Raw genomic sequence first — 20,597 nt, forward strand, 5'->3', positions numbered from 1 at the left:
TGGACTTCTACTCGGGCATCACCCTGTCGGCGATGGGCTTCCCGACCACCATGTTCACCGTGCTGTTCGCTCTGGCCCGTACCGTCGGCTGGATCTCGCAATGGCAGGAAATGATCGAAGATCCGGGCCAGAAGATCGGCCGTCCGNNTCCGCGTCAGCTGTACACCGGCCCGACGCAACGCGACTACGTCTCGATCGACAAGCGCGGCTAATACCGGACTTATCGCCGGGGTTCGTCCTTGGTGATGTCCAGACAAACGCCGGAGCCTATTGGCTCCGGCGTTTTCTTTTGCGGGCTTAGCGCTCGCCTGTGCTAGAGGCACACGATGACGAACGAGAACACCCCCACCGAGACCCCGATCCAGCGCGCTTTCCGCCTGAAGCAGGAAGCCCTGGCACAACGAGAAAAGGCCCCGCGTGGCGGAGCCTTTCAACGTGAGCAGAACAAACGTATCGCAGCGGGCAAATCTCGCCCCTGGATGACCAAATAGGCGCTTAAATCCGTTTGCGGTCCCGCAATACGGACAGAACCGCATCAGCAGCCACATCCGACGGTCTTGGACCGCCCCGGCCCAGACGATCCAGGGCCTCGGTCTGGGCCATAGACTGGGCGGAGGCCATAGCCTTGTTCTTCAGCCGCTCTATGACGGCCCTGGAAAGGTTTTTGGGTGTGGCATCGTGCTGGATGAACTCCGGCGCGATTTCACGGTCGGCAGCCAGATTGAGCATGGTGATGTATTTGGCCGTCACCAGCCGCTTCATCAGCATATAGGACAGGTTGTCGATCCGGTATGCGATGACCATAGGGGTGCCCGCCAAAGCGATTTCGCTGGACACCGTACCGCTGGTCGCCAAAGCGACATCTGCGGCCTTCATCGCATCGTATTTTTCGTCTTCCTGCACCAGATGCGCACGGAAAGGCCATGCCGCAACACGGCCCGCAACATCCTCGACGACCGTACCGGCGGCAATAACGGCAATCTGAAGATCAGGGATTGCAGCCTTTGCGCGCTTGACCGTCTCTTCATAGACGCCGGTCATTCGCTCGATCTCGCTCGGTCGGCTACCCGGCAGCACGAGCAGCAGAGGAGCCTCGGCCGGAATGCCGCGCCGCGCGCGGAATTTGCCCCCGTCTGCGCCGCTCATATCGATGTGCAGAGCCGATGAACCGACAACCGTTGTGGGCAGGCCCTCACGCTCGAACCACGGCGCGTCGATCGTATAGAGCGCCAGCAGATGATCGACCGCCCCGGCCAGGGTTTTCGCCCGCTTTGGACGCGAGGCCCAAACCTGTGGCCCGACGTATTTGATCAGGGCGATATCGGGGGCGACCTGCCGGATGGCCTTTGCGACCCGGATCGTGAAGCCCCATGAATCGATCAGGACCACAGCATCCGGTTTTTCACGCAAAACGAATGCGACGGTTTCGTCGATCCGCTTTTTCACCCGACCGTAGGCCTTGATCCCTTCGATCCATCCCAGAATGGACAATTCGGCAATGTCGAAGGGGCTGACGATACCCTCTGCCGCCATACGGGGCCCGCCGACGCCCGACAGTTCGAGTGAAGCGCCCACACGATCTTTCAGCGAGGCCGCCAGACCGGCACCAAGCCCGTCGCCAGAAGCCTCGGCGGCAATGAGCATGATCTTTGTCTTTACGCTCATGCTGCACCCGATTTTTGCAGGCCCCAGACAAACAGTCCCAGACGGTCGGCCGCTTCACGGGTCGCGCTGATGTCCATGACGATCAGTTGTCCCTCGTAACCGGCAATACCGGCCAGGCCGGCGGCGGCAGCCAGTTCCACAGTCCGCGGACCAATCACCGGCATATCGACGCGGATATCCTGGATGGGCTTGGGAGCCTTTGCCAGCACACCCTTGCGGCCATCCTGATGGCCCCGCAGGTCCTGCGGCAAGGCCGCGACCCTGAGGAGCATCTGGTCGGTACCTTCTTGAGCCTCGACGGCCAGAACTAGGCCGTCAACGACAACGGCACCTTGGCCGATATCAAGTTCGCCAGATTTTTCGGCGACATATACAGCTTTATTGATGTCGTTCATCTGCTCGGGAGTGGGCGATATCGCCCCCAGAGCCCCCTGCGCCAGCATGTGGCTTCCGAGGATGTCGTCTGCACCTTCGACCGAGAAACCTTCCCCTTCAAAGATCCCCAGAATTTTGCGCAACAGGGCGTCATCGCCCTTGGTAGCGGCGGCAATGATGCCCGGCAGCAGAGTCGCGCCTTTAAAATCCGGCCGCAAGGTTTTGAAATCAGGACGATTTACATATCCTGCAAGGCAGACAGCCTCACAGTTCTCCCGACGCAGGGTCTTTAGAATGGTGCCGATCTGGGCCATCCCAATTGTCTCACCGGGCCAGCGCGAAACGCTGTCGTCGGCGAAACCATCCAGCCGCACCACATAGACCGGCCTGCCTTCTTCATCGCAGCGTGATGCGACGGAGGCGGGTAAGTCGCCGCCTCCGGCAATCAGTCCAAGCTTTTTCATTCCGCGTTTGGCAGGCACAGCGGTCGCTTGGCCCCGTCACGGATGAAGTCGAGGATCTCTACGATCTCCGGCAGGTCGCCATAGGTGCCAGCCACAGCCTCCAGACGCTCGGAGAAGGCACCCTCGCCCTCGAACAGGTCGCGGTAGAAGGCAAGAAGGCGGCGAAGGTCATCCTTGCCATAGCCCTTGCGCTTCAGACCGATGATGTTCAGGCCGCGCAGGCGGGCATGGTTGCCCCATGCCGACCCATAAGGGATCACGTCACGGGTGACAGCCGCCAGACCGCCGACAATCGCACCCTGCCCCACACGCGCGTTCTGGTGAACCGCACACAGGCCGCCAAGGAAGGTGCGCGCACCGATACGGGCGTGACCACCCAAGGTCGCGTTGTTGGCCATAGTGACATTGTCCTCGACCACGCAGTCATGGCCGATGTGGGCTCCCGTCATCAGAAGACAGTTGTTGCCCAGCTTCGTCACGCCCGAACCCTGCGGCGTTCCGCGGTTCAGGGTAGCGTGTTCGCGGATTATGTTGTTTTCGCCGATCTCCAGACGGACCGGCTCGCCCTTGTAGCCAAGGTGCTGCGGATCGCCACCGACCAGTGCGAACGGGTGCACAACCGTGTTGGCACCGATGGACGTGTCCTGCTGGACGACGACATGCGATTTCAGCACGACGCCGTCAGCAAGGGTAACGTTCGGTCCGACCACGCTCCACGGGCCGACAATCGCGCTGTCAGCGATTGAGGCGCTGGAATCGACAACTGCAGTCGGGTGGATATTGCTCACTTGGCCGGTTCCTCGACCTTGACGACCATAGCCATGAATTCGGCCTCGGCGGCGAGCTTGCCGTCGATGAAGGTCTCGCCACGGAACTTATAGGCGTCCCCGCGGGCTTTGAGCACCTTCACTTCCATGCGCAGCTGGTCGCCCGGACGGGCGGGTTTGCGGAAGCGCACGCCATCGATGGACATGAACATGATAACCTTGTCCTCGACCGGAACGTCCAGCGTCTTGGACATCAGCAAGGCACCCGTCTGGGCCATAGCTTCAACGATCAGAACACCCGGCATGACCGGATCGATCGGGAAATGCCCCGGGAAGAACGGTTCATTGTGAGTGACGTTCTTGATGCCGGTGATCGAGGTCGCCGGAACAAAGTTTTCGGCCTTGTCCACGAGCAGGAACGGGTAACGATGCGGCAGACGGCGCATCACCTCGGCATAATCGATGTTGATTTGTTCGCTCATGCTTGGGGTTCCTTCGTGCCCTTGCGTTGGGCCACTTGTTTTGAGAGCCAGACGGTTTCACGCAGAAACTGCCGCAGCGGACGGGCCGGATAGCCCGACCAGGTTTCACCTGCCGGGACATCGGCCAATACACCGGCACCGGCCGCGACACGCGCGCCTTCGCCGATATTGATGTGGTCACCGATACCGGCCTTGCCGCCGAAAATGACGTGGTCGCCCGTGGTGACGGAACCGGAAATGCCGGTGTTGGCAGCCATCAGGTTGTTACGGCCAATAATGCAGTTATGGCCGATCATCACCAGATTATCGATCTTGGTGTTCTCACCGATGACCGTGTCGTCAAACGCACCGCGATCGACACACGAGTTGGCGCCGATGGTCACATTGTCCTGGATGATCACACGGCCAAGCTGCGGGATATCCAGCGGGCCATCACGCGATACAACCGCGCCAAAGCCGGCTTCACCGATACGGACGCCGGAATACAACTTCACCCTGTCCCCCAACAGGCAGAAGTAGAGGCTGGCGTTGGAGCCGATGGCACAGTCACGACCGATCTGTACACCCGGACCGATGACGGTGTTAGCACCGATGTGTGATCCGCGACCGATGCGGGCCCCCTCGCCGATCACCACGCCGGGCTCGACGACGACGCTGTCATCCTCGGCGGCCTCGGACACAGGGATCGAACGCTCAAGACGGCGCGGCGCATGCAGCATCATGGATGTGCGCGCCCAGTCGGCCTGCGGCTGACGCGATGCGATGACAGCCGCCGTTTCCGGCGCGTGTTCGACCATTGATGGATGAACGATCACGCAGGCCGCGCTTGTGGTCTTAAGCGCGTCCAGGAATTTGCGATCGCCCATAAAAGCGATAGCGCCCCCGTCCTTACCGGACAGGGGCGCGACCGCCGAAACGATGACCTCTCCACCCCGGATCACCTCCGCGCCGAGTTCGGCGGCGATGGCGGAGACCGTGCGGGGGGGCATGGTCGTGAAGAAAGTCGAGTCGGGCATGGCCCTCAGTTAGTTCTGGGCTTGGGCTTGAACCGGAACCGGCATGCGGCTGAACGACAGCGTCGGCAGCTGGCCGTTCAGGCGTTGGATGACGGTATCGGTGATGTCCATAGCCGGGTTGATGTAGGCAACAGCATCAGCCGACAGCAGGACGCCGCAGCCACGCTCTTGATAAACAGCAATTACGATCGGACGGGCTGCGTTGTCGATGGTCTGGGCTTGAACCGACTGAGTATAGCGCAGTTCGTTGGCGCGGGTTTGCTGCAGTTGTTGCAGTTCGCGGTCACGGGTTTGCAGCGCTTGGACGCGGCTGTTGCGATCAGCTTCCGACAGCGAGGCAGCCGATTGCTGCAGCTGTTGGGCTTCCGATTCAATCGAGGTGACGTACGGCTGCAGCTCACCCTGGACTTCTTGGTACAGCTGAACCATGCGGGCTTGCAGCGCTTGACCAGCAGCCGAGGTGGCCAGCACGCGCTCGCCCGAGAACGAGCAGACGCCCGGCAGAACCGGACCCGGGTTGGTCGGGGTTTGTTGTGCAGCAGCAGCCGAAGCAGTCAGCGTGGCCAGAGCAAATGCACCGATAGAAAGCATCTTCATAGTAGTAAGCCTTAGTGCGGGACGGATGCCGCGGTTTAGAACTGGGTTGAAGTCGAGAAACGGAAGGTCTCGGTCTTGTCGTAGTCTTCCTTGGAAAGAACCTTGGACAGATCGAAGCGGATCGGACCCATCGGCGAACGCCAGTGGATGCTGACGCCAGCGGCGGCACGCAGAGCCAGTTCATCAACGATCTTGTCGTTGCGCAGGCCTTGCGCGTTAACCAGGTAACGATCGTCCAACTGGCCCAGGGTGCCGACGTCGGCAAACAGGCTGGTCTTGATGCCGTACTGTTCGGGCAAACCGTTCGGAACCGTCAGTTCGATAGTACCGATCGCGTAGAAATTACCGCCAAGGGCGTCGGTCGTGGTCAGGTCACGTGGGCCCATACCGGCCGTCTCGAAGCCACGGAAACTCTGACCGCCCTTGAAGAAGCGGTCATTGATGCGGATCGAATCCCCGCTCCAACCGGTGATATAGCCGACCGAGCCTTGGACACTGACGATCCAGTTCGGACGGATGCCATAGTAATAGGCACCGTCGATCTCGGTCTTCAGATAGTTCACATCGCCGCCGATACCGGCAAAGTCCTGACGTAGGGCTGCGGTCCAGCCACGCGTAGCGCGCAACGGATCGTTACGGCGGTCAACAAACAGTGTGTAGCCCGCCGACGAGTTCAGATAGGCACCGATCTGGTCACACAGGGCGGTCGAACCGAAGCCCGCCTGTGAACAGTAGTTGTTCGGTACCATCACCTCATCGTCCTTGATGAAGTAACGCAGGCTGAGGCGGGTGTAGTTGTTCAGCGGATAGGTCAGACGCAGACCCGCACCCGTGGAGCGATAGTCGTACGAAGAGTATTCGCTCAGATCCAGACGGGTGTGGAACAGGTCGAAACCGGCGGCCACATCGCGGCCCAGGAATTTGGGCTCGGTGAAGCGGAAGTCGATGTTCTGGCGGATCGAACCCCATTCGGCACGCGCCACGATGTTCTGGCCACGACCGCGGAAGTTACGCTCGGTGATGCCCAGGTTCAGGGTGAAGCTGTCGAAGGAGCTGAAGCCGGCACCCACGGAAAGCTCACCAGTGGGCTGCTCCTCAACGGTGACGTTGACGATCGTGCGGTCAGGGGCCGAACCGCGGGTCTCCTCGATCTTCACGTCCTTGAAGAAGCCAAGGGCGCGCAGGTTGTTACGCGAACGCTCAATGAGGTTGCGGTTGAAGGCATCGCCCTCACCCAGCATCAACTCACGGCGGATAACCGAATCCAGCGTGCGGGTGTTGCCAACCACATTGATCCGCTGGACATAGACGCGCTCGCCCTCGCTGACGTTGAAGGTCACATCGACCTTGTCCGTTTCAGGATTGGCGCGGTACGACGGACGGATGTCCACGAAGGCGTAACCAGCCGAACCGGCAGCGAAGGTCAGGGCATCAACAGCCGACTCGATACGGTCGCTCTGGTACAGATCACCCGATCGGATCGGCAAAAGGCTGGTGAGGAAGTCTGCGTTCAGACGCTCGCTCTCGGTCACGACCTTCACCTCGCCGAAGGTGTATTTGTCACCCTCGTCTACGGTAATGGTGACGGCAAAGGCGCTGTTGTCCGGCTTCAGCTCGGCCACAGACGAGCGGATGGCGAAGTCGTAATAGCCACGGTTCGTGTAGAATTTACGCAGCTGCTCGCGGTCATAGTCCAGACGGTTCGGGTCGTAGTTGTCGTTCGAGGAGAACAGACGCCACCAACGCGAGGTCTGGGTCACCATCACTTCGCGCAGCTCGCTGTCCGAGAAGGCCCGGTTGCCCAGGAAGGTGATGCCCGAGATGCCACTTTCAGGGCCTTCGTCGATTTCGAAAACGACGTCCACACGGTTCTGCTCAAGCTGGACCAGGCGCGGGGTCACGGTTGCCGAGATACGACCTGCCAGACGGTAAAGCTCGACGATCTTGCCGACGTCTTCCTGAACGCGGGCGCGGGTATAGATGCCGCGCGGATTGATAGAGACTTCGTCACGAAGCTTCTTTTCGGTGAGGGCCTTGTTACCCTCGAACGTCACCTGGTTGATGATCGGGTTTTCCACGACCTCGATGACCAGATCGCCGTTGGGCTGAAGACCCATCTGGACGTTGGCGAACAGGTTGGTGCGATACAGGGTACGGACTGCAACGTCGAAGGCCACCGGATCGACCATGTCGCCCGGCTGGATCGGCAGATAGGACAGAACTGTCGTCTGATCGATACGCTGGTTACCGCGAACCAGAATACGGTTCACTTGGGCACGCTCGGGCTCGGCCACGACGACTTGCGGCGTCTGTGCAGCAGCGTCCTGTGCCGGTGCGGGAGCGGCTTCCTGAGCCAGCGACGGCGTAGCAAGGCCGGCGGCGACCACAAGGGCGATACCACTCGGACCCAGAATGCGCGCGCGGAAAGAGGTTCGGTTCATCAGGTCGATCATTCGGGATGTCCTTAGGGGCAGGTCTCGACTCACGCGACGAGCCCGCCAAGGAATTTAAAAAGGTTCAGCTTCTGCAGGTCGTTCCAAGTGGCGAACAACATCAAACAGGCCAACATGGCAAGTCCAACTCTGTAACCGGCAGCCTGAATACGGGCGTCCAAGGGGCGTCTAGCAATAGCTTCATAGGCATAGAACATCAGATGTCCCCCATCCAGAACGGGAATCGGCAAAAGATTTAAAAAGCCGATTCCGACCGAAAGTATGGCGGCAAACTGTGTCAGCGTCAGCAACAGGTTTAGCGTAGCCGCAACAGGATCGGGCGTTACCGATACAGCGGCATTTGTAAGAGCGCCGGAAGCACGGGCAATGCCCAGAGGCCCGCTAAACTGATCTCCATTCTCGCGTCCCGCGAAAATGCGGCCGATATATTTGAGTGTCGTCCCCAATATATCGCGGATTTCCTCGGCCCCCTTGCCGATTGCCGCGACCGGCGAATATCGGACATGGCGGACTTCATCCCGGTTCGAGCCCAGACCCAGGCCAATGCGGCCCATCGAGACGCGGCCACCGATCGGATCATCGACAACAGAGCGGACCGGCGTCGCGACGATAGCCACCACTTCCTGATTGCGCTCGACGGTGAAGTTCACCGGCGTGTCACTGGAAAGGGCTACGATACGAATGACTTCGGTGCTGTCCTCGATAGCACGGCCATTCACATGGGTGATCAGGTCGCCCTGCTGGAAACCGGCAGCGGCGGCGGGCGAACCTTCGGAAACGTCCATCACACGCGCAGGACGAAGAGGCACGCCGACAATCGAAAACAGCAGGGTAAAGATGAAAATCGCCAGCACGAAGTTGGCGAAAGGACCACCGGCGACGATCAAGGCGCGCTGCCAGATGGGTTTGAAATACATATAGTCGCGCTCTGCACCCTGCCCTTCGGCAGCGACAATACGCTGGCGCAACTCATCCAGACCTGCGCGGTCGGGAACACCCGTTTCGTCCAGATCACCGGCGAATTTCACATAGCCGCCCAAGGGCAGCCAGCCGATGCGCCACTCCACGCCATGTTTGTCGGTACGCTGGAAGATGGCGCGTCCGAAACCGATAGCGAAACGATCGATCTTCACGCCAAAAGCGCGGGCCGTCAGGAAGTGACCCAGCTCGTGGATCGTGACCACGACGGTCAGGACCAGCAGGAACGGCACCACATAGGTCAGCAATTGGCCCAAAAAGCCGATCATCCGGTCTCCAGTCTCAAATCGCGGCGATCAGGCCGCTTTATCAAGCGCCATGACGACGCCCTTGGCGATGTGTCGGGCCTGTCGATCGACTGCCAACGCGGCCTCTGCCGCATTTCCGCTGCCCATCACCAGTCCGTCTCCTGTCGCCTTTTCAAGGGTTTCGGCTATGACTGCGGCAATATTTAGAAATGCCAACCGCCGGTCAAGGAAGGCGAAGGCTGCCACCTCGTTGGCGGCGTTGAAGACGATGGGGGCGACACCGCCGCTTTCCAGCGATTGCCGGGCCAAACCAAGAGCCGGAAAACGTTCCAGATCGGGGGCCTCGAACGTCAGGCGTCCCATAGATGCCAGATCCAGTTTGGGCGCAGGCCAGGGCATGCGTGTCGGCCACGCCAGCGCGCAGGCAATCGGCGTCTTCATGTCCGGCGGCCCCATCTGGGCCAGCGTCGAACCATCCACATACTCCACAAGGCTGTGGATAATGGACTCGGGATGCACCACCACATCGATCTTCGATTGGGGCATGTCGAACAGATAGGCCGCTTCGATCAATTCGAGGCCCTTGTTCGCCATAGAGGCGCTGTCGACCGAAATCTTGGCACCCATTGACCAGTTTGGATGCGCGACGGCTTGCTCGGGCGTGATGCCGCGCATGCTCTCCAGCGGAGTACGCCGGAAAGGCCCGCCTGAAGCCGTCAGAACCAGTTTGGATACCTGCTCGGGCGCACCTTGGGGAAAGACCTGGAAAATAGCCGAATGTTCGGAATCGACAGGAATGATGCGACCGCCCGCCGACCTGACCCGTTCGATCAATGCCGGACCGCAGCATACAAGGCTCTCTTTGTTGGCAAGCGCCAGCGTGTTGCCCGTACCCGCCGCAGCCCATGCCGAACGTAGGCCAGCAGCACCGACGATAGAGGCCATGACCCAATCGACCGGACGGCTGGCCGCCTCGACGATGGCCTCGCCCCCTGCCCCGACTTCGATGCCGGTTCCAGACAGGGCGTCAGCCAGATCGGCACGTTTCGCCTCATTGGCGATGACCGCCAGCCGGGGTTTCCAGCGCCGGCACTGTTCCGCCAGCAGGGCCACATTGGACCCGCCCGTCAGAACCTCGACCTGAAACCTGCCGCTGCCGTTTTCCTCGGCCGCCGCCATCAGGTCGAGTGTCGACGTGCCAACCGATCCGGTTGACCCCAGTACGCTGACGGTACGGCTAATCACCCGTGGCCTCCGATGGTCAGCACGATCAAGCGACCGATAGCCACTACCACGACGGCAAACATCAGACCATCCACGCGGTCCAGCAGGCCACCGTGGCCCGGGATGAGATTGCCGGCGTCCTTGACCCCGAAGCGGCGTTTGAGCGCCGATTCCCATAGGTCACCGCCCATAGTCGCCAGTGCCGCCGCAAGGCCCAGCACACCGCCCCAGACTGCGGTCAGTGCCCCCATGTCCAGCCATGCGGCCATGATGGCGCCCGTAAGCGAACCGGCCAGCAGGCCGCCGATAAAGCCCGACCAGGTTTTGTTGGGCGAAAAGCGCGGCCACAGCTTGGGCCCTCCGATGGCACTGCCAACCAGATAGGCCAGAATGTCTGCGGCCCATGCGACAGCAAAGACCAGAACCGTCCAGTAAAGACCTTGCGCAGCGTTCAGATCGCGCAGCCAGATCAACAGGATGCAGGGCCAGCCGAGATAAAGGACGCCATAGGCCCCATCCAGCCCCTCACCGCCCCGGCGGTGCGAAATCAGCCCCGCCACGGCCGCGCCAAACACCAGCAGCACAAAAGCCAGCGACATCAGGCCGATATGGGCCGCGAACAAGGGCGCAACGACGCCACCGGCCACGGCGATTCCAACCGTGCGCCAGTCGCGTGGCTCGCTCATGCGCGCCCATTCAAGCGACAGCATGCAACCGGCCACCACGACCAACGCGGAGAACCAGATGCCACCACCCCAGATCGCCAGGACGGCGGCGGGTGCGAGAATGCCAGCCGAAGCGGCGCGAATGGCGATATCTTTGGGTTTGAGGGCCATCAGATGACCGCTCTTTCGGCGGAAGGCGACACGGGACCCTCTAGAACCTCACGACCGCCGAATCTCCGTTCACGGCGGGAAAACTCTTCAATAGCGGCTTTCAGGGCCTCAGGGCCATAGTCTGGCCAAAGCACAGGCTGGAACACCAGTTCGGCATAGGCACATTCCCACAGCAGGAAGTTCGAAAGCCGCTGCTCGCCGGAGGTGCGGATGATCAGATCGACCGGATCGGAGCCCGAGGTCGAAAGCTGGCCTCCGAACATCTCTTCATCGATGGTGAAGGCCCCCTTTTGGGCCGCGTGGTCAACAAGCGCCTGGGCCGCGTCTACCAGATCGGCACGTCCACCATAGTTGAAGGCCACCTGAAGCAGGAATTTGTCATTTCCTGCTGTCGTGGCTTCGGCCTGTTCGATCAGCTTGACGATGTCGGAAGGCACACCCTTACGGCGGCCCAGGACACGGACGCGAACGCCCGCGTTATGAAGCTTCTTCAGATCCGATCCGATGAAGGTGCGGATAAGACCCATCAAATCCGCAACTTCATCAGCAGGACGGCTCCAGTTTTCGGTCGAGAAACCGAAGACGGTCAGGCATTTGATGCCAAAGTCCGGAGCCGACTTGATGGTGCGGCGCAGCGCCTGGACACCTTCACGGTGCCCCAGCGCGCGAGGCACACCCCTGCGCTCGGCCCACCGTCCGTTGCCGTCCATGATAATGGCCACGTGAAGTGGCTTGGCATTGGCGGTAGAGGCCGACATCAAGCTATGGTCCTTGGCTTCTAAGGCTGAAATCGGCCTTAGACCTGCATGATCTCGATTTCTTTAGCCTTAAAGATCTCGTCGATACGCTTCACAGCGGCGTCGGTGTCCTTCTGCACCTCGGCTTCCATCTTCTTTTGATCGTCCTGGCTGATTTCACCAGCCTTCTCGGCTTTCTTCAGCTCGTCATTGGCATCACGGCGCACGTTGCGGACGGCGATCTTCTTGTCTTCGGCGTATTTGCCGGCCAGCTTCACCAGCTCCTTGCGGCGCTCTTCGGTCAGCGGCGGGATCGGGATACGCAGGGTCTGGCCGTCAACGACCGGGTTCAGACCCAGACCGGCAGCGCGGATGGCCTTCTCGACCGAAACGACCATGCCCTTGTCCCAGACGCTGACCGAGATCATGCGCGGTTCCGGCACGGAAACGGCAGCCACGGCATTCAGCGGCGACAGCGAGCCATAGGCCTCGACCTGTACCGGATCGAGCAGGCCCGAGTTGGCGCGGCCGGTGCGCAGACCAGCATAGTCGTCCTTCAGCGCGTTGACCGACTTGTCCATGCGGTCGCGGTAAACTTTGAGATCAGGTTTCGCCATGAGGATAGATCCTAGAGGTCGTTCTTACCGGCCTTAAGCCGGTTTATTGGTGATAACGGTGAAGGTACCTTCGCCCGTCAGGGTTTTCATCAGCGAGCCTTCTTCGCGGATGGAGAAGACAACAATCGGCACACCGCTGTCACGCATCAGAGCAATTGCCGAAGCATCCATCACGCGCAGATCCTTGGCCAGCACGTCCTGATAGGTCAGGGTGTCATAGCGGGTCGCGTTCGAATCCTTCTTCGGGTCAGCGGTATAGACGCCATCGACGCTGGTGCCCTTGAGCAAAGCGTCGCAGCCCATTTCCGCAGCGCGCAGAGCCGCGCCCGAATCCGTGGTGAAGAACGGCGCGCCCACGCCAGCGGCGAAAATCACCACACGGCCCTTTTCAAGGTGACGCAGGGCCTTGCGGCGGATGTACGGTTCGGCGATGGCGGCCATCGGGATGGCGCTCTGCACGCGGGTTTCGATACCGATTTTTTCAAGCGCGCCCTGCATGGCCAACGCGTTCATGATGGTAGCCAGCATGCCCATATAGTCGGCCTGGGCGCGGTCCATGCCCTCGGCGGCCTTGGACAGACCACGGAAGATGTTGCCGCCACCGATGACCAGGCAGATCTCCACGCCCTGACGCGCGACGGCTGCGACGGCTGCGGCCACGGTATCCACGGTCTTGGTATCGATGCCATAGGCTTGATCGCCCATCAGCACTTCACCCGAGACCTTCAGGAGAACACGCTTGTAACGGAAATCGGGAGTGGCGTCGGTCATGCGGGTATCATCCGTAGAAACTGGGTCACGCATCCGCGCGAAAAAGGGAATCGGCGGATCCATATAAACGAAGGGCGCGCCGACCTTCAAAGCCGAACGCGCCCTTACTACTTTTTCTTCCCTGAACGGGAAGAATTTTTGGCTTAGTTGCCGCCGGTCATCGAGGCGACTTCAGCCGCGAAGTCCGGAGTATCGGCCTTCTCGACGCCTTCGCCCAGAGCCAGACGCACGAAGCCAGCCAGCTTCAGCTCAGCGCCCAGTTCCTTGCCGGTGTTGGCGACCAGCTGCTCGACAGTCACGTCCGGATCCATCACGAACGGCTGCTTCGACAGAACAACTTCCTTTTGGAACTTGTTGATTTGGCCTTCCACGATCTTTTCGATCATGTTGTCCGGACGTCCTTCTTCCTTGGCCTTTTCGATCAGAACGGCACGTTCCTTCTCGATAGCAGCCGGGTCGAGGTCCGAGGTGTCCAGAGCCAGCGGTGCGGTAGCCGCAACGTGCATGGCGATCTTGCGGCCCAGTTCACGGACAGCAGCCTTGTCACCAGCGCCTTCGATGGCGACCAGCACGCCGATGCGGCCGACGCCCGGCGACACAGCGTTGTGGACGTACGAAGCCACAGCGCCTTGCTCGACCGACAGACGGGCCGAACGACGCAGGGTCATGTTCTCGCCGATGGTGGCGATCAGCTGGGTGATCTCGTCAGCGACGGTACGGCCGTTTTCGAGGGTTGCAGCCGAGATGGCCTCAACGCCTTCGTTCTTCAGAGCCAGCTGGGCGAATTGCTTGGCTGCGGTCTGGAACAGGTCGTTACGGGCAACGAAGTCGGTTTCAGCGTTGAACTCGATGGCAGCAGCGGTTTCGCCAGCGCCGTTTTCTTCGGTTGCAACAGCGACAACGCCTTCAGCAGCGACGCGGTCAGCCTTCTTGGCAGCCTTGGACAGGCCCTTGGCGCGCAGCCAGTCGATGGCGGCTTCGATGTTACCGTCGTTTTCCTGCAAGGCCTTCTTGCAGTCCATCATGCCGACGCCCGAACGCTCGCGAAGTTCCTTCACGAGGGCGGCAGTGATCTCGGCCATGTTCTTCTCCTGAAATTCGATTGAGCGGCCGGACCATTAGCCCGGCCGCATGTCGGTTTGACGTCAGTTCGTCCCTATATAGGGACGAACCGTCAGAAATCAGCCTTGAGCAGCTTCTTCAGCAGCCGGAGCTTCTTCGGCAGCCAGAGCCGGCTCAACCGGAGCTTCCATAGCACCCAGGTCGATACCTTGAGCGGCAGCACCAGCAGCCAGACCGTCCAGAACCGCGTCAGCGATCAGATCGCAGTAGGTTTGGATGGCGCGGGCAGCGTCGTCGTTGCCCGGGACCGGATAGGTGATGCCGTCCGGATCCGAGTTGGTGTCCAGGATGGCGATGATCGGGATGTTCAGCTTGCGGGCTTCCTGGATCGCGATCGACTCTTTGTTGGTGTCGATGACGAACATGATGTCCGGAACCGAACCCATGTCCTTGATGCCGCCGAGCGACAGCTCGAGCTTGTCCATCTCGCGCTGCAGGGTCAGCAGCTCTTTCTTGTTACGGCCTTCACCCGAAGCGAGGATGCCTTCCAGCTCGCGAAGGCGCTGGATCGAACCCGAAACGGTGCGCCAGTTGGTCAGCGTGCCGCCGAGCCAACGGTTGTTCATGTAGTACTGGGCGCAGCGCTTGGCAGCCTGGGCAACCGGATCAGCAGCTTGACGCTTGGTACCAACGAACAGAACACGACCGCCCTTGGCAGCCACGTCGCGAACAGCAACCAGAGCCTGGTGCATCAGCGGCATGGTTTGCGACAGGTCGATGATGTGGATGTTCGAGCGCGAACCGAAGATGTAGCGTTCCATCTTCGGGTTCCAGCGGTGGGTCTGGTGACCGAAGTGAGCGCCGGCTTCCAGCAGGGTGCGCATCGAGAATTCTGGCAGAGCCATGATCGTATTGTCCTTTTTCCGATCAAACCTAGCGCGGGTGATTAAAGGACATACGGTCCCTCGGAACGGTGCAGGTCAGGATTTCTCCCCAACCGCGCCTCACCCACGTGCGAAGTGCGCCGCTCCTCTACGCCTCCGGATATGAAAACGCAAGAGAGACGGCGAAGAAAAACCCAAGCCTGCAAAGGCCTTAGCCTTGGCCCGGCTCAGGCGTCTTCCAGCATGACTACGCCCGGAACCGTCTTGAGCGCACCGCGCAGGGCAGCATCGAGCCGGTAGCGCCCCGGGAGTTTGACCTCGACCTCGGTGCGTCCATGCAGGGTCGTCTGTACCCAGACCTCACCGCCCTTCCCGTTCGAACGTGCACGTTCGAGGCGGGACTTGAGCGCTTCGGGGTCGGAGGCATTGGCAGACACGATCACGCGCAGGCCGATGTTCGCATCGTCAAGCAACACATCCATACGGCTGGCATCGTCACCGAAGAAGCGAACCTCGCCGTCGGATGCCTTGGCACGGACCTTCACAAGAACGGCAGATCCGACTTCCAGAATGTCGCGGCAACGGCGCAACTGCTCCGGCGGGAACAGGCATTCGAACTCGCCCGTCGGATCGGAGAAACTGACGAAGGCGAACTTCTCGCCATTCTTGTTGGGACGTTCCTGTTTGCGACGTACGACGCCGGCCATCTGGAAGGCTTCGTGCCCGGCCTCCGCCAGTCCGGTAGCCTCGGCCACAAAGGTCACGCGTTTGCGCTTCAGCGCCGGGGTCAGCTCTTCCAGCGGGTGGCCCGACAGGTAGAAGCCGACAGCCGACAGTTCCTGATCCAGCTTGTCTGGCCCCGCCCACGGCTCAACCGAGCGCAAGCGTGGGCGGGCGGCCCCCGCCTGATCGGCACCGAACAGGCTGACCTGGGAAGAGGCACGCTCGGCCGCGACGCTCTGGCAATAGGCAACCAGCACATCGGCCTGTTCGAACAGCTGGCGGCGGTTCGGGTGGATGCTGTCGAAAGCCCCTGCCCGCGCCAGACCTTCCAGCGCGCGCTTGTTCACGACCTTGGGATCGACACGTTCCAGGAAGTCGAAGATATCCTTGAACGGTCCCGTTTCGTTACGCACCTCGACAACGTGCTTCATGGCTTCGAGGCCCACGTTACGGATGGCCCCCAGCGCATAGAGCACGCTGCCCTTGCCGTCCTCCCACGCGACGTCGAAGTCGGCTGACGAACGGTTGATGTCCGGTGCCAGCACCGGAATCTCGAAGCGGCGGCAGTCCTGATAGAAGACAGCCAGCTTGTCGGTATTCGACAGGTCCAGGCTCATGGACGCGGCGAAGAACTCGACCGGATGGTTGGCCTTCAGCCAGCCCGTCTGGAAAGAGATCAGCGCATAGGCGGCAGCGTGCGATTTGTTGAAGCCGTAGCCCGCGAATTTGGCCACGAGATCGAAGATCGAACCGGACTGCTCTTCCGGCACGCCCTTTTCCGAAGCGCCCTTCACGAAGCGGAGGCGCTGGAAGTCCATCTCCTCCTTCTTCTTCTTACCCATCGCGCGGCGCAGGAGGTCGGCTTCACCGAGGCTGTACCCTGCCAGGATCTGGGCGATCTTCATCACCTGTTCCTGATAGATGATGACGCCGTACGTCTCCGTCAGGACTTCCTTCAGGCTGGGGTGCAGGTAATCGACCTCCGCTCGACCGAACTTACGGTCGATATAGGTGTCGATCATCTCCATCGGGCCGGGGCGGTACAGCGAGATCAGAGCGGTGATCTCTTCGATCGACCCGCATCGCATCTTGCGCAGGGTGTCGCGCATGCCCTGCGATTCCAACTGGAACACGCCGACCGTCTGGCCTGAGGCCATCAGCTCATAGGTCTTCTCGTCATCAAGCGGTATAAGGTTCCATTCCGGAGCCTGTCCGCGACGCTCCAGGAACCCCTTGGCACGGTCCAGAACCGTCAGGGTTTTGAGGCCGAGGAAGTCGAACTTCACCAGACCGGCCGGCTCGACCCATTTCATGTTGAACTGCGACGCCGGAATGGTCGAACGCGGATCCTGATACAGCGGCACCAGTTCCGTTAGAGGACGATCACCGATAACCACGCCCGCCGCGTGGGTCGAACAGTTGCGATAGAGACCTTCCAGCTCCATCGACGTATTCAGCAGGGCCTGAACAGACTGATCCTCGTCGCGCATCTGGCGCAGACGCGGCTCCATTTCCAAGGCTTGCGAGAGCGTAACCGGATTGGCCGGATTGGCCGGAACCATCTTGGCCAGTCGGTCCACCTGACCGAACGGCAATTGCATCACGCGCCCGACGTCGCGCAGCACAACGCGGGCCTGCAGCGTACCGAAGGTGATGATCTGCGCCACGCGGTCGAACCCATAATGGTTCTGCACGTAGGAAATCACCTCTTCGCGGCGCTCCTGACAGAAGTCGATATCGAAGTCGGGCATCGATACGCGTTCAGGGTTAAGGAAGCGCTCGAACAGCAGGNNGCACCCGAACCACGGCCCGGACCGACCGGAATGTGGTGCAGCTTCGCCCATTTGATGAAGTCGGAAACGATCAGGAAGTAACCCGGGAACCCCATCTGCTGGATGATCCCCACCTCCCATTCGAGGCGATCCCAATAGTCTTGCTCGGGGGCGTAGTGCTGATGCCGCGACAGACGCATCTTCAGGCCTTCACGCGCCTGGTGCGCCAGCTCATCAGCTTCGGAGCGGCCATCGCCCGTATTGAAGCTGGGCAGGATGGGCTTGTGCGTCTGGGTCAAGAAGGCACAGCGGCGGGCAATCTCGAGAGTATTGTCGCAGGCTTCGGGAAGGTCGGCAAACAAAGCCCGCATATCGTCCGGAGACTTGAACCAGTGCTCGCCCGTGACGCGACGACGATCTTCCTGACCGACAAACGCGCCATCGGAGATACACAGCAGTGCATCGTGGGCCTTGGCCTGCTGCGCCTTGCCATAATAGACATCGTTGGTCGCCACCAACGGCACATCGTTGGCATAGGCCCAGTCGACCAGACCGCCTTCTGCCGCCTTCTCCTCAGGCAGATTGTGGCGCTGGAGCTCCACATAGAAGCGGTCACCGAAGACCCGCTTCATCTCGGCCAGCGCAGCGTCGCCGTCGTCCGATTTGCCCGCAGCGAACAAAGGGTCCACCGGACCATCCGGCCCGCCCGACAGAAGGATCAATCCTTCGGAACGTTCGGCCACCATCTCCCACTGCACGCCAGCCTCGGGCAGATCGATTGTATCGAGGAAGGACGAGGACGAAAGCGCGCAAAGGCTCAGCCAGCCCTGATGGTTCTGGGCCAGCAAGGTAATCGTTGGGACCTTTGACCATCGTTCGGGTTTGCGGCCACCGATGCCGAAAACCGGCAAGGCAATGCCAACTATCGGCTGGACGCCGGCGTCCTTGGTGTACTGGCTGAATTCCAGAGCGCCAAACAGGTTGGAGCGGTCGGCGATAGCCACCGCAGGCATACCCATATCCGCCGCCATGCTGCCGATCTTGCTGGCCTTGATCGCCCCTTCCAGCAAGGAATAGGCACTGCGGACCCGCAGATGGACAAATCCAGCATTGTCAGACGTCTCGGTCACCCAGACAGCTCCAAACTCCCGGCTTCAGGCCGTGGACACAGTTTGCACGGAGTCGGTCTGTCGCTCCACCGAAGGGCGAAAGCGTGACCCCGTTCAAGACACGAGGAAGGCAGCGTGCCAAACCATCCAGACGAAGCTGCCGCACGAAACAAGTGCCAGAAGGTCTTTGAAACGACGAGACATCGGCTTATCCCCAATCCACATTGAAGTTCTTGTTTTGTTCTAACCCCTCTTTTCCGATCATGGCAAGCGAAATTACGGGGTTGGGTGAAAAATTGTTCTTGTTATGTTCCGGCCGCCGTGATGTCTTCCCTACATGACAGAAGCAGTGCGGGGACGCGGAGCCAGATCCAACCAGTCGGGACGGTACGAAACCCTTACTGCCGAAACGATCGATGACGGCTGGGACAGGACCGACGAGCCCGCCCCTCCCCTGCGGACCAGTCTGTCAGCCGAAAAGGCAAAGACCGTCATCACCCGCAACAACAGCCCCGATATCGGGTTTGATCTTTCCATCAATCCATACCGCGGCTGCGAGCACGGCTGCATCTACTGCTACGCCCGCTCGGCCCATGCGTGGATGGGGCTGTCACCCGGTCTGGATTTCGAAAGCAAGCTCTTCTTCAAGCCGCAAGCCGCCGAACGGCTGACCGAAGAACTCAAAAAGCCCCGCTATAAATGCCAGCCGATCCATATTGGCGGCAATACCGATCCCTATCAGCCGGTAGAGCGCGAAACCCGCCTGACGCGCAGCATTCTGGAGGTTTTACAGCGCTTTCAGCATCCCCTGTCGATCATCTCGAAATCGGCATTGATGGCGCGGGATGCCGATATTCTGGGCGCAATGGGCCGTGAAGGTCTGGCCCATGCCTGCGTCTCGATCACGACGCTGGACCGCAAGCTGGCCCGCGCGATGGAGCCACGGGCCGCGACGCCCGCCAAACGGCTGGAGACTATCAGCAGGCTGACGGATGCGGGGTGTCCGGTCACGGTCGGGTTTGCGCCTGTCATCCCCGGTTTGAACGACCATGAGCTGGAGTCCGTTCTAGAAGCTGCCGCAAAAGCGGGCGCTGTCCGCGCGATGTACGTCACCCTGCGGCTGCCTCTGGAAATCAAGGACCTGTTTCGCGAATGGCTGGAAGACGCACGGCCCGACCGTGCACGCCGCGTCATGTCCCTGGTTCGGCAGACGCGCGGCGGAAAGGATTATGATCCGGACTGGTCCCAGCGGATGAAAGGAACCGGCCCCGTGGCCGAACTGATCGCCACGCGATTCCGCGCGGCGCGCAAACGCTATGGGTTGGATCGGGCGATACCACCGCTGGACACCACCCGCTTCAAAATCCCTGCATCCGAACGGACGCAGGGAGAGCTGTTCGATTTCTAGTCTTTGATGGCCGAGGGATCGATGTAGTCCTCGACCAGTTTGCGCCACGTCGCATCGGTGGCATCCACCAGATCGACGTCCTCGCTGAGGGCCACGGCACCGTCGCCGTCCGGCAGGATCAGGCCATAGACCTCCATCTCCTCGTCTTCGGCGTTGGTGTGGATTTCGGCCTGAACGATGACGACCGGCTTTTCGCCGTCCTCGTCCCACCAGATTGCCGGCTGGGGCAGTTCCATATCCAAGGGATACGGACGCTCCGTGTCACCCAGCGCGAAGACGGCGGCCTTGGCCTGCACGTCTTCCAGCGTGGCAATGCGCCCCGTGAAGGGCTTTAGACGATTCCAGTCATCGAAATCGAAACCACCGCCGTCGATCTCTTCATCATGCCCATCAGTCATGGATATTGCCC

Annotated in this window: 19 protein-coding genes and 1 pseudogene; 3 read left to right on the forward strand and 17 right to left on the reverse strand. The window is 60.7% G+C overall.

Features of this window, described 5'->3' with window-relative positions:
- Both B3H86_RS09165 and B3H86_RS09170 read left to right on the forward strand, forming a co-directional pair.
- The coding region (locus B3H86_RS09165) for a citrate/2-methylcitrate synthase (protein ID WP_292053167.1) at positions 1-212 on the forward strand (212 nt) is incomplete at its 5' end.
- A gap of 114 nt (positions 213-326) precedes the next feature.
- Positions 327-491: a hypothetical protein gene (locus tag B3H86_RS09170; RefSeq protein WP_292053170.1), complete on the forward strand. Its 165-nt coding sequence runs from the start codon at positions 327-329 to the stop codon at positions 489-491.
- 4 nt (positions 492-495) lie between these two features.
- Here B3H86_RS09170 and lpxB read toward each other — a convergent pair whose 3' ends face one another.
- The 16 genes and pseudogenes from lpxB to dnaE form a co-directional block, all read right to left on the reverse strand.
- Complete coding sequence (gene lpxB / locus B3H86_RS09175) at positions 496-1,665, reverse strand: lipid-A-disaccharide synthase (protein WP_292053172.1); 1,170 nt, start codon at positions 1,663-1,665, stop codon at positions 496-498.
- Complete coding sequence (lpxI, locus tag B3H86_RS09180; protein WP_292053173.1) at positions 1,662-2,504, reverse strand: UDP-2,3-diacylglucosamine diphosphatase; 843 nt, start codon at positions 2,502-2,504, stop codon at positions 1,662-1,664. The genes lpxB and lpxI overlap by 4 nt, the downstream gene beginning before the upstream one ends.
- Positions 2,501-3,292: an acyl-ACP--UDP-N-acetylglucosamine O-acyltransferase gene (gene lpxA / locus B3H86_RS09185; RefSeq protein ID WP_292053174.1), complete on the reverse strand. Its 792-nt coding sequence runs from the start codon at positions 3,290-3,292 to the stop codon at positions 2,501-2,503. The genes lpxI and lpxA overlap by 4 nt, the downstream gene beginning before the upstream one ends.
- Positions 3,289-3,753 carry a 3-hydroxyacyl-ACP dehydratase FabZ gene (gene fabZ, locus B3H86_RS09190; protein WP_292053175.1) on the reverse strand — a complete coding sequence of 155 codons (465 nt, stop codon included), beginning with the start codon at positions 3,751-3,753 and terminating at the stop codon, positions 3,289-3,291. Before fabZ ends, lpxA begins: the two co-directional genes overlap by 4 nt.
- Positions 3,750-4,769, reverse strand: coding sequence for a UDP-3-O-(3-hydroxymyristoyl)glucosamine N-acyltransferase (gene lpxD / locus B3H86_RS09195; RefSeq protein WP_292053178.1), 1,020 nt, complete (start codon positions 4,767-4,769; stop codon positions 3,750-3,752). The genes fabZ and lpxD overlap by 4 nt, the downstream gene beginning before the upstream one ends.
- A 9-nt stretch (positions 4,770-4,778) precedes the next feature.
- Complete coding sequence (locus B3H86_RS09200; protein WP_292053180.1) at positions 4,779-5,366, reverse strand: OmpH family outer membrane protein; 588 nt, start codon at positions 5,364-5,366, stop codon at positions 4,779-4,781.
- 35 nt (positions 5,367-5,401) lie between these two features.
- Positions 5,402-7,807 carry an outer membrane protein assembly factor BamA gene (gene bamA / locus B3H86_RS09205; RefSeq protein ID WP_409450219.1) on the reverse strand — a complete coding sequence of 802 codons (2,406 nt, stop codon included), beginning with the start codon at positions 7,805-7,807 and terminating at the stop codon, positions 5,402-5,404.
- A gap of 41 nt (positions 7,808-7,848) precedes the next feature.
- Positions 7,849-9,066: a M50 family metallopeptidase gene (locus tag B3H86_RS09210; RefSeq protein ID WP_292053182.1), complete on the reverse strand. Its 1,218-nt coding sequence runs from the start codon at positions 9,064-9,066 to the stop codon at positions 7,849-7,851.
- A 27-nt stretch (positions 9,067-9,093) separates the two neighbouring features.
- A complete protein-coding gene (dxr, locus tag B3H86_RS09215) occupies positions 9,094-10,290 on the reverse strand; it encodes a 1-deoxy-D-xylulose-5-phosphate reductoisomerase (RefSeq protein ID WP_292053183.1) in 1,197 nt (398 codons plus the stop codon).
- The gene (locus B3H86_RS09220) at positions 10,287-11,105 is read right to left on the reverse strand and encodes a phosphatidate cytidylyltransferase (protein ID WP_292053184.1); all 819 of its coding nucleotides are present in this window, start codon (positions 11,103-11,105) and stop codon (positions 10,287-10,289) included. The genes dxr and B3H86_RS09220 overlap by 4 nt, the downstream gene beginning before the upstream one ends.
- Positions 11,105-11,863, reverse strand: a complete 759-nt coding sequence (gene uppS, locus B3H86_RS09225) for a polyprenyl diphosphate synthase (RefSeq protein WP_292053185.1) — start codon at positions 11,861-11,863, stop codon at positions 11,105-11,107. The genes B3H86_RS09220 and uppS overlap by 1 nt, the downstream gene beginning before the upstream one ends.
- Positions 11,864-11,901: 38 nt before the next feature.
- On the reverse strand, positions 11,902-12,459 hold the full coding sequence (frr, locus tag B3H86_RS09230; protein WP_292053186.1) for a ribosome recycling factor: 558 nt from the start codon (positions 12,457-12,459) through the stop codon (positions 11,902-11,904).
- Positions 12,460-12,492: 33 nt separating this feature from the next.
- Positions 12,493-13,230: a UMP kinase gene (pyrH, locus tag B3H86_RS09235; RefSeq protein ID WP_292053187.1), complete on the reverse strand. Its 738-nt coding sequence runs from the start codon at positions 13,228-13,230 to the stop codon at positions 12,493-12,495.
- A gap of 143 nt (positions 13,231-13,373) precedes the next feature.
- Positions 13,374-14,312: a translation elongation factor Ts gene (tsf, locus tag B3H86_RS09240; RefSeq protein ID WP_292053188.1), complete on the reverse strand. Its 939-nt coding sequence runs from the start codon at positions 14,310-14,312 to the stop codon at positions 13,374-13,376.
- 99 nt (positions 14,313-14,411) lie between these two features.
- The gene (gene rpsB / locus B3H86_RS09245) at positions 14,412-15,197 is read right to left on the reverse strand and encodes a 30S ribosomal protein S2 (RefSeq protein ID WP_292053189.1); all 786 of its coding nucleotides are present in this window, start codon (positions 15,195-15,197) and stop codon (positions 14,412-14,414) included.
- 206 nt (positions 15,198-15,403) lie between these two features.
- Positions 15,404-18,801 (reverse strand): annotated as a pseudogene (dnaE, locus tag B3H86_RS09250) (DNA polymerase III subunit alpha).
- A gap of 316 nt (positions 18,802-19,117) precedes the next feature.
- Here dnaE and B3H86_RS09255 point away from each other — a divergent pair.
- A complete protein-coding gene (locus tag B3H86_RS09255; RefSeq protein WP_292053191.1) occupies positions 19,118-20,188 on the forward strand; it encodes a PA0069 family radical SAM protein in 1,071 nt (356 codons plus the stop codon).
- Here B3H86_RS09255 and B3H86_RS09260 read toward each other — a convergent pair.
- Positions 20,185-20,586, reverse strand: a complete 402-nt coding sequence (locus B3H86_RS09260; protein WP_292053193.1) for a hypothetical protein — start codon at positions 20,584-20,586, stop codon at positions 20,185-20,187. The two genes, B3H86_RS09255 and B3H86_RS09260, sit on opposite strands and share 4 nt — an antisense overlap.
- Positions 20,587-20,597 lie beyond the last annotated feature (11 nt).

This window comes from Brevundimonas sp. UBA5866, assembly GCF_002432125.1.
Classification (GTDB): domain Bacteria; phylum Pseudomonadota; class Alphaproteobacteria; order Caulobacterales; family Caulobacteraceae; genus Brevundimonas.

Bases quoted from the DNA above. Each gene is read 5' to 3' on its own strand.
- uppS (WP_292053185.1), bottom strand. From the start codon at position 11,863: ATGTCGGCCTCTACCGCCAATGCCAAGCCACTTCACGTGGCCATTATC.
- pyrH (WP_292053187.1), bottom strand. From the start codon at position 13,230: ATGACCGACGCCACTCCCGATTTCCGTTACAAGCGTGTTCTCCTGAAG.
- B3H86_RS09255 (WP_292053191.1), top strand. From the start codon at position 19,118: ATGACAGAAGCAGTGCGGGGACGCGGAGCCAGATCCAACCAGTCGGGA.
- B3H86_RS09210 (WP_292053182.1), bottom strand. From the start codon at position 9,066: ATGATCGGCTTTTTGGGCCAATTGCTGACCTATGTGGTGCCGTTCCTG.
- lpxD (WP_292053178.1), bottom strand. From the start codon at position 4,769: ATGCCCGACTCGACTTTCTTCACGACCATGCCCCCCCGCACGGTCTCC.
- lpxI (WP_292053173.1), bottom strand. From the start codon at position 2,504: ATGAAAAAGCTTGGACTGATTGCCGGAGGCGGCGACTTACCCGCCTCC.
- B3H86_RS09220 (WP_292053184.1), bottom strand. From the start codon at position 11,105: ATGGCCCTCAAACCCAAAGATATCGCCATTCGCGCCGCTTCGGCTGGC.
- bamA (WP_409450219.1), bottom strand. From the start codon at position 7,807: ATGAACCGAACCTCTTTCCGCGCGCGCATTCTGGGTCCGAGTGGTATC.
- B3H86_RS09170 (WP_292053170.1), top strand. From the start codon at position 327: ATGACGAACGAGAACACCCCCACCGAGACCCCGATCCAGCGCGCTTTC.
- tsf (WP_292053188.1), bottom strand. From the start codon at position 14,312: ATGGCCGAGATCACTGCCGCCCTCGTGAAGGAACTTCGCGAGCGTTCG.
- fabZ (WP_292053175.1), bottom strand. From the start codon at position 3,753: ATGAGCGAACAAATCAACATCGATTATGCCGAGGTGATGCGCCGTCTG.
- B3H86_RS09260 (WP_292053193.1), bottom strand. From the start codon at position 20,586: ATGACTGATGGGCATGATGAAGAGATCGACGGCGGTGGTTTCGATTTC.
- B3H86_RS09200 (WP_292053180.1), bottom strand. From the start codon at position 5,366: ATGAAGATGCTTTCTATCGGTGCATTTGCTCTGGCCACGCTGACTGCT.
- rpsB (WP_292053189.1), bottom strand. From the start codon at position 15,197: ATGGCTCTGCCAGAATTCTCGATGCGCACCCTGCTGGAAGCCGGCGCT.
- lpxB (WP_292053172.1), bottom strand. From the start codon at position 1,665: ATGAGCGTAAAGACAAAGATCATGCTCATTGCCGCCGAGGCTTCTGGC.
- frr (WP_292053186.1), bottom strand. From the start codon at position 12,459: ATGGCGAAACCTGATCTCAAAGTTTACCGCGACCGCATGGACAAGTCG.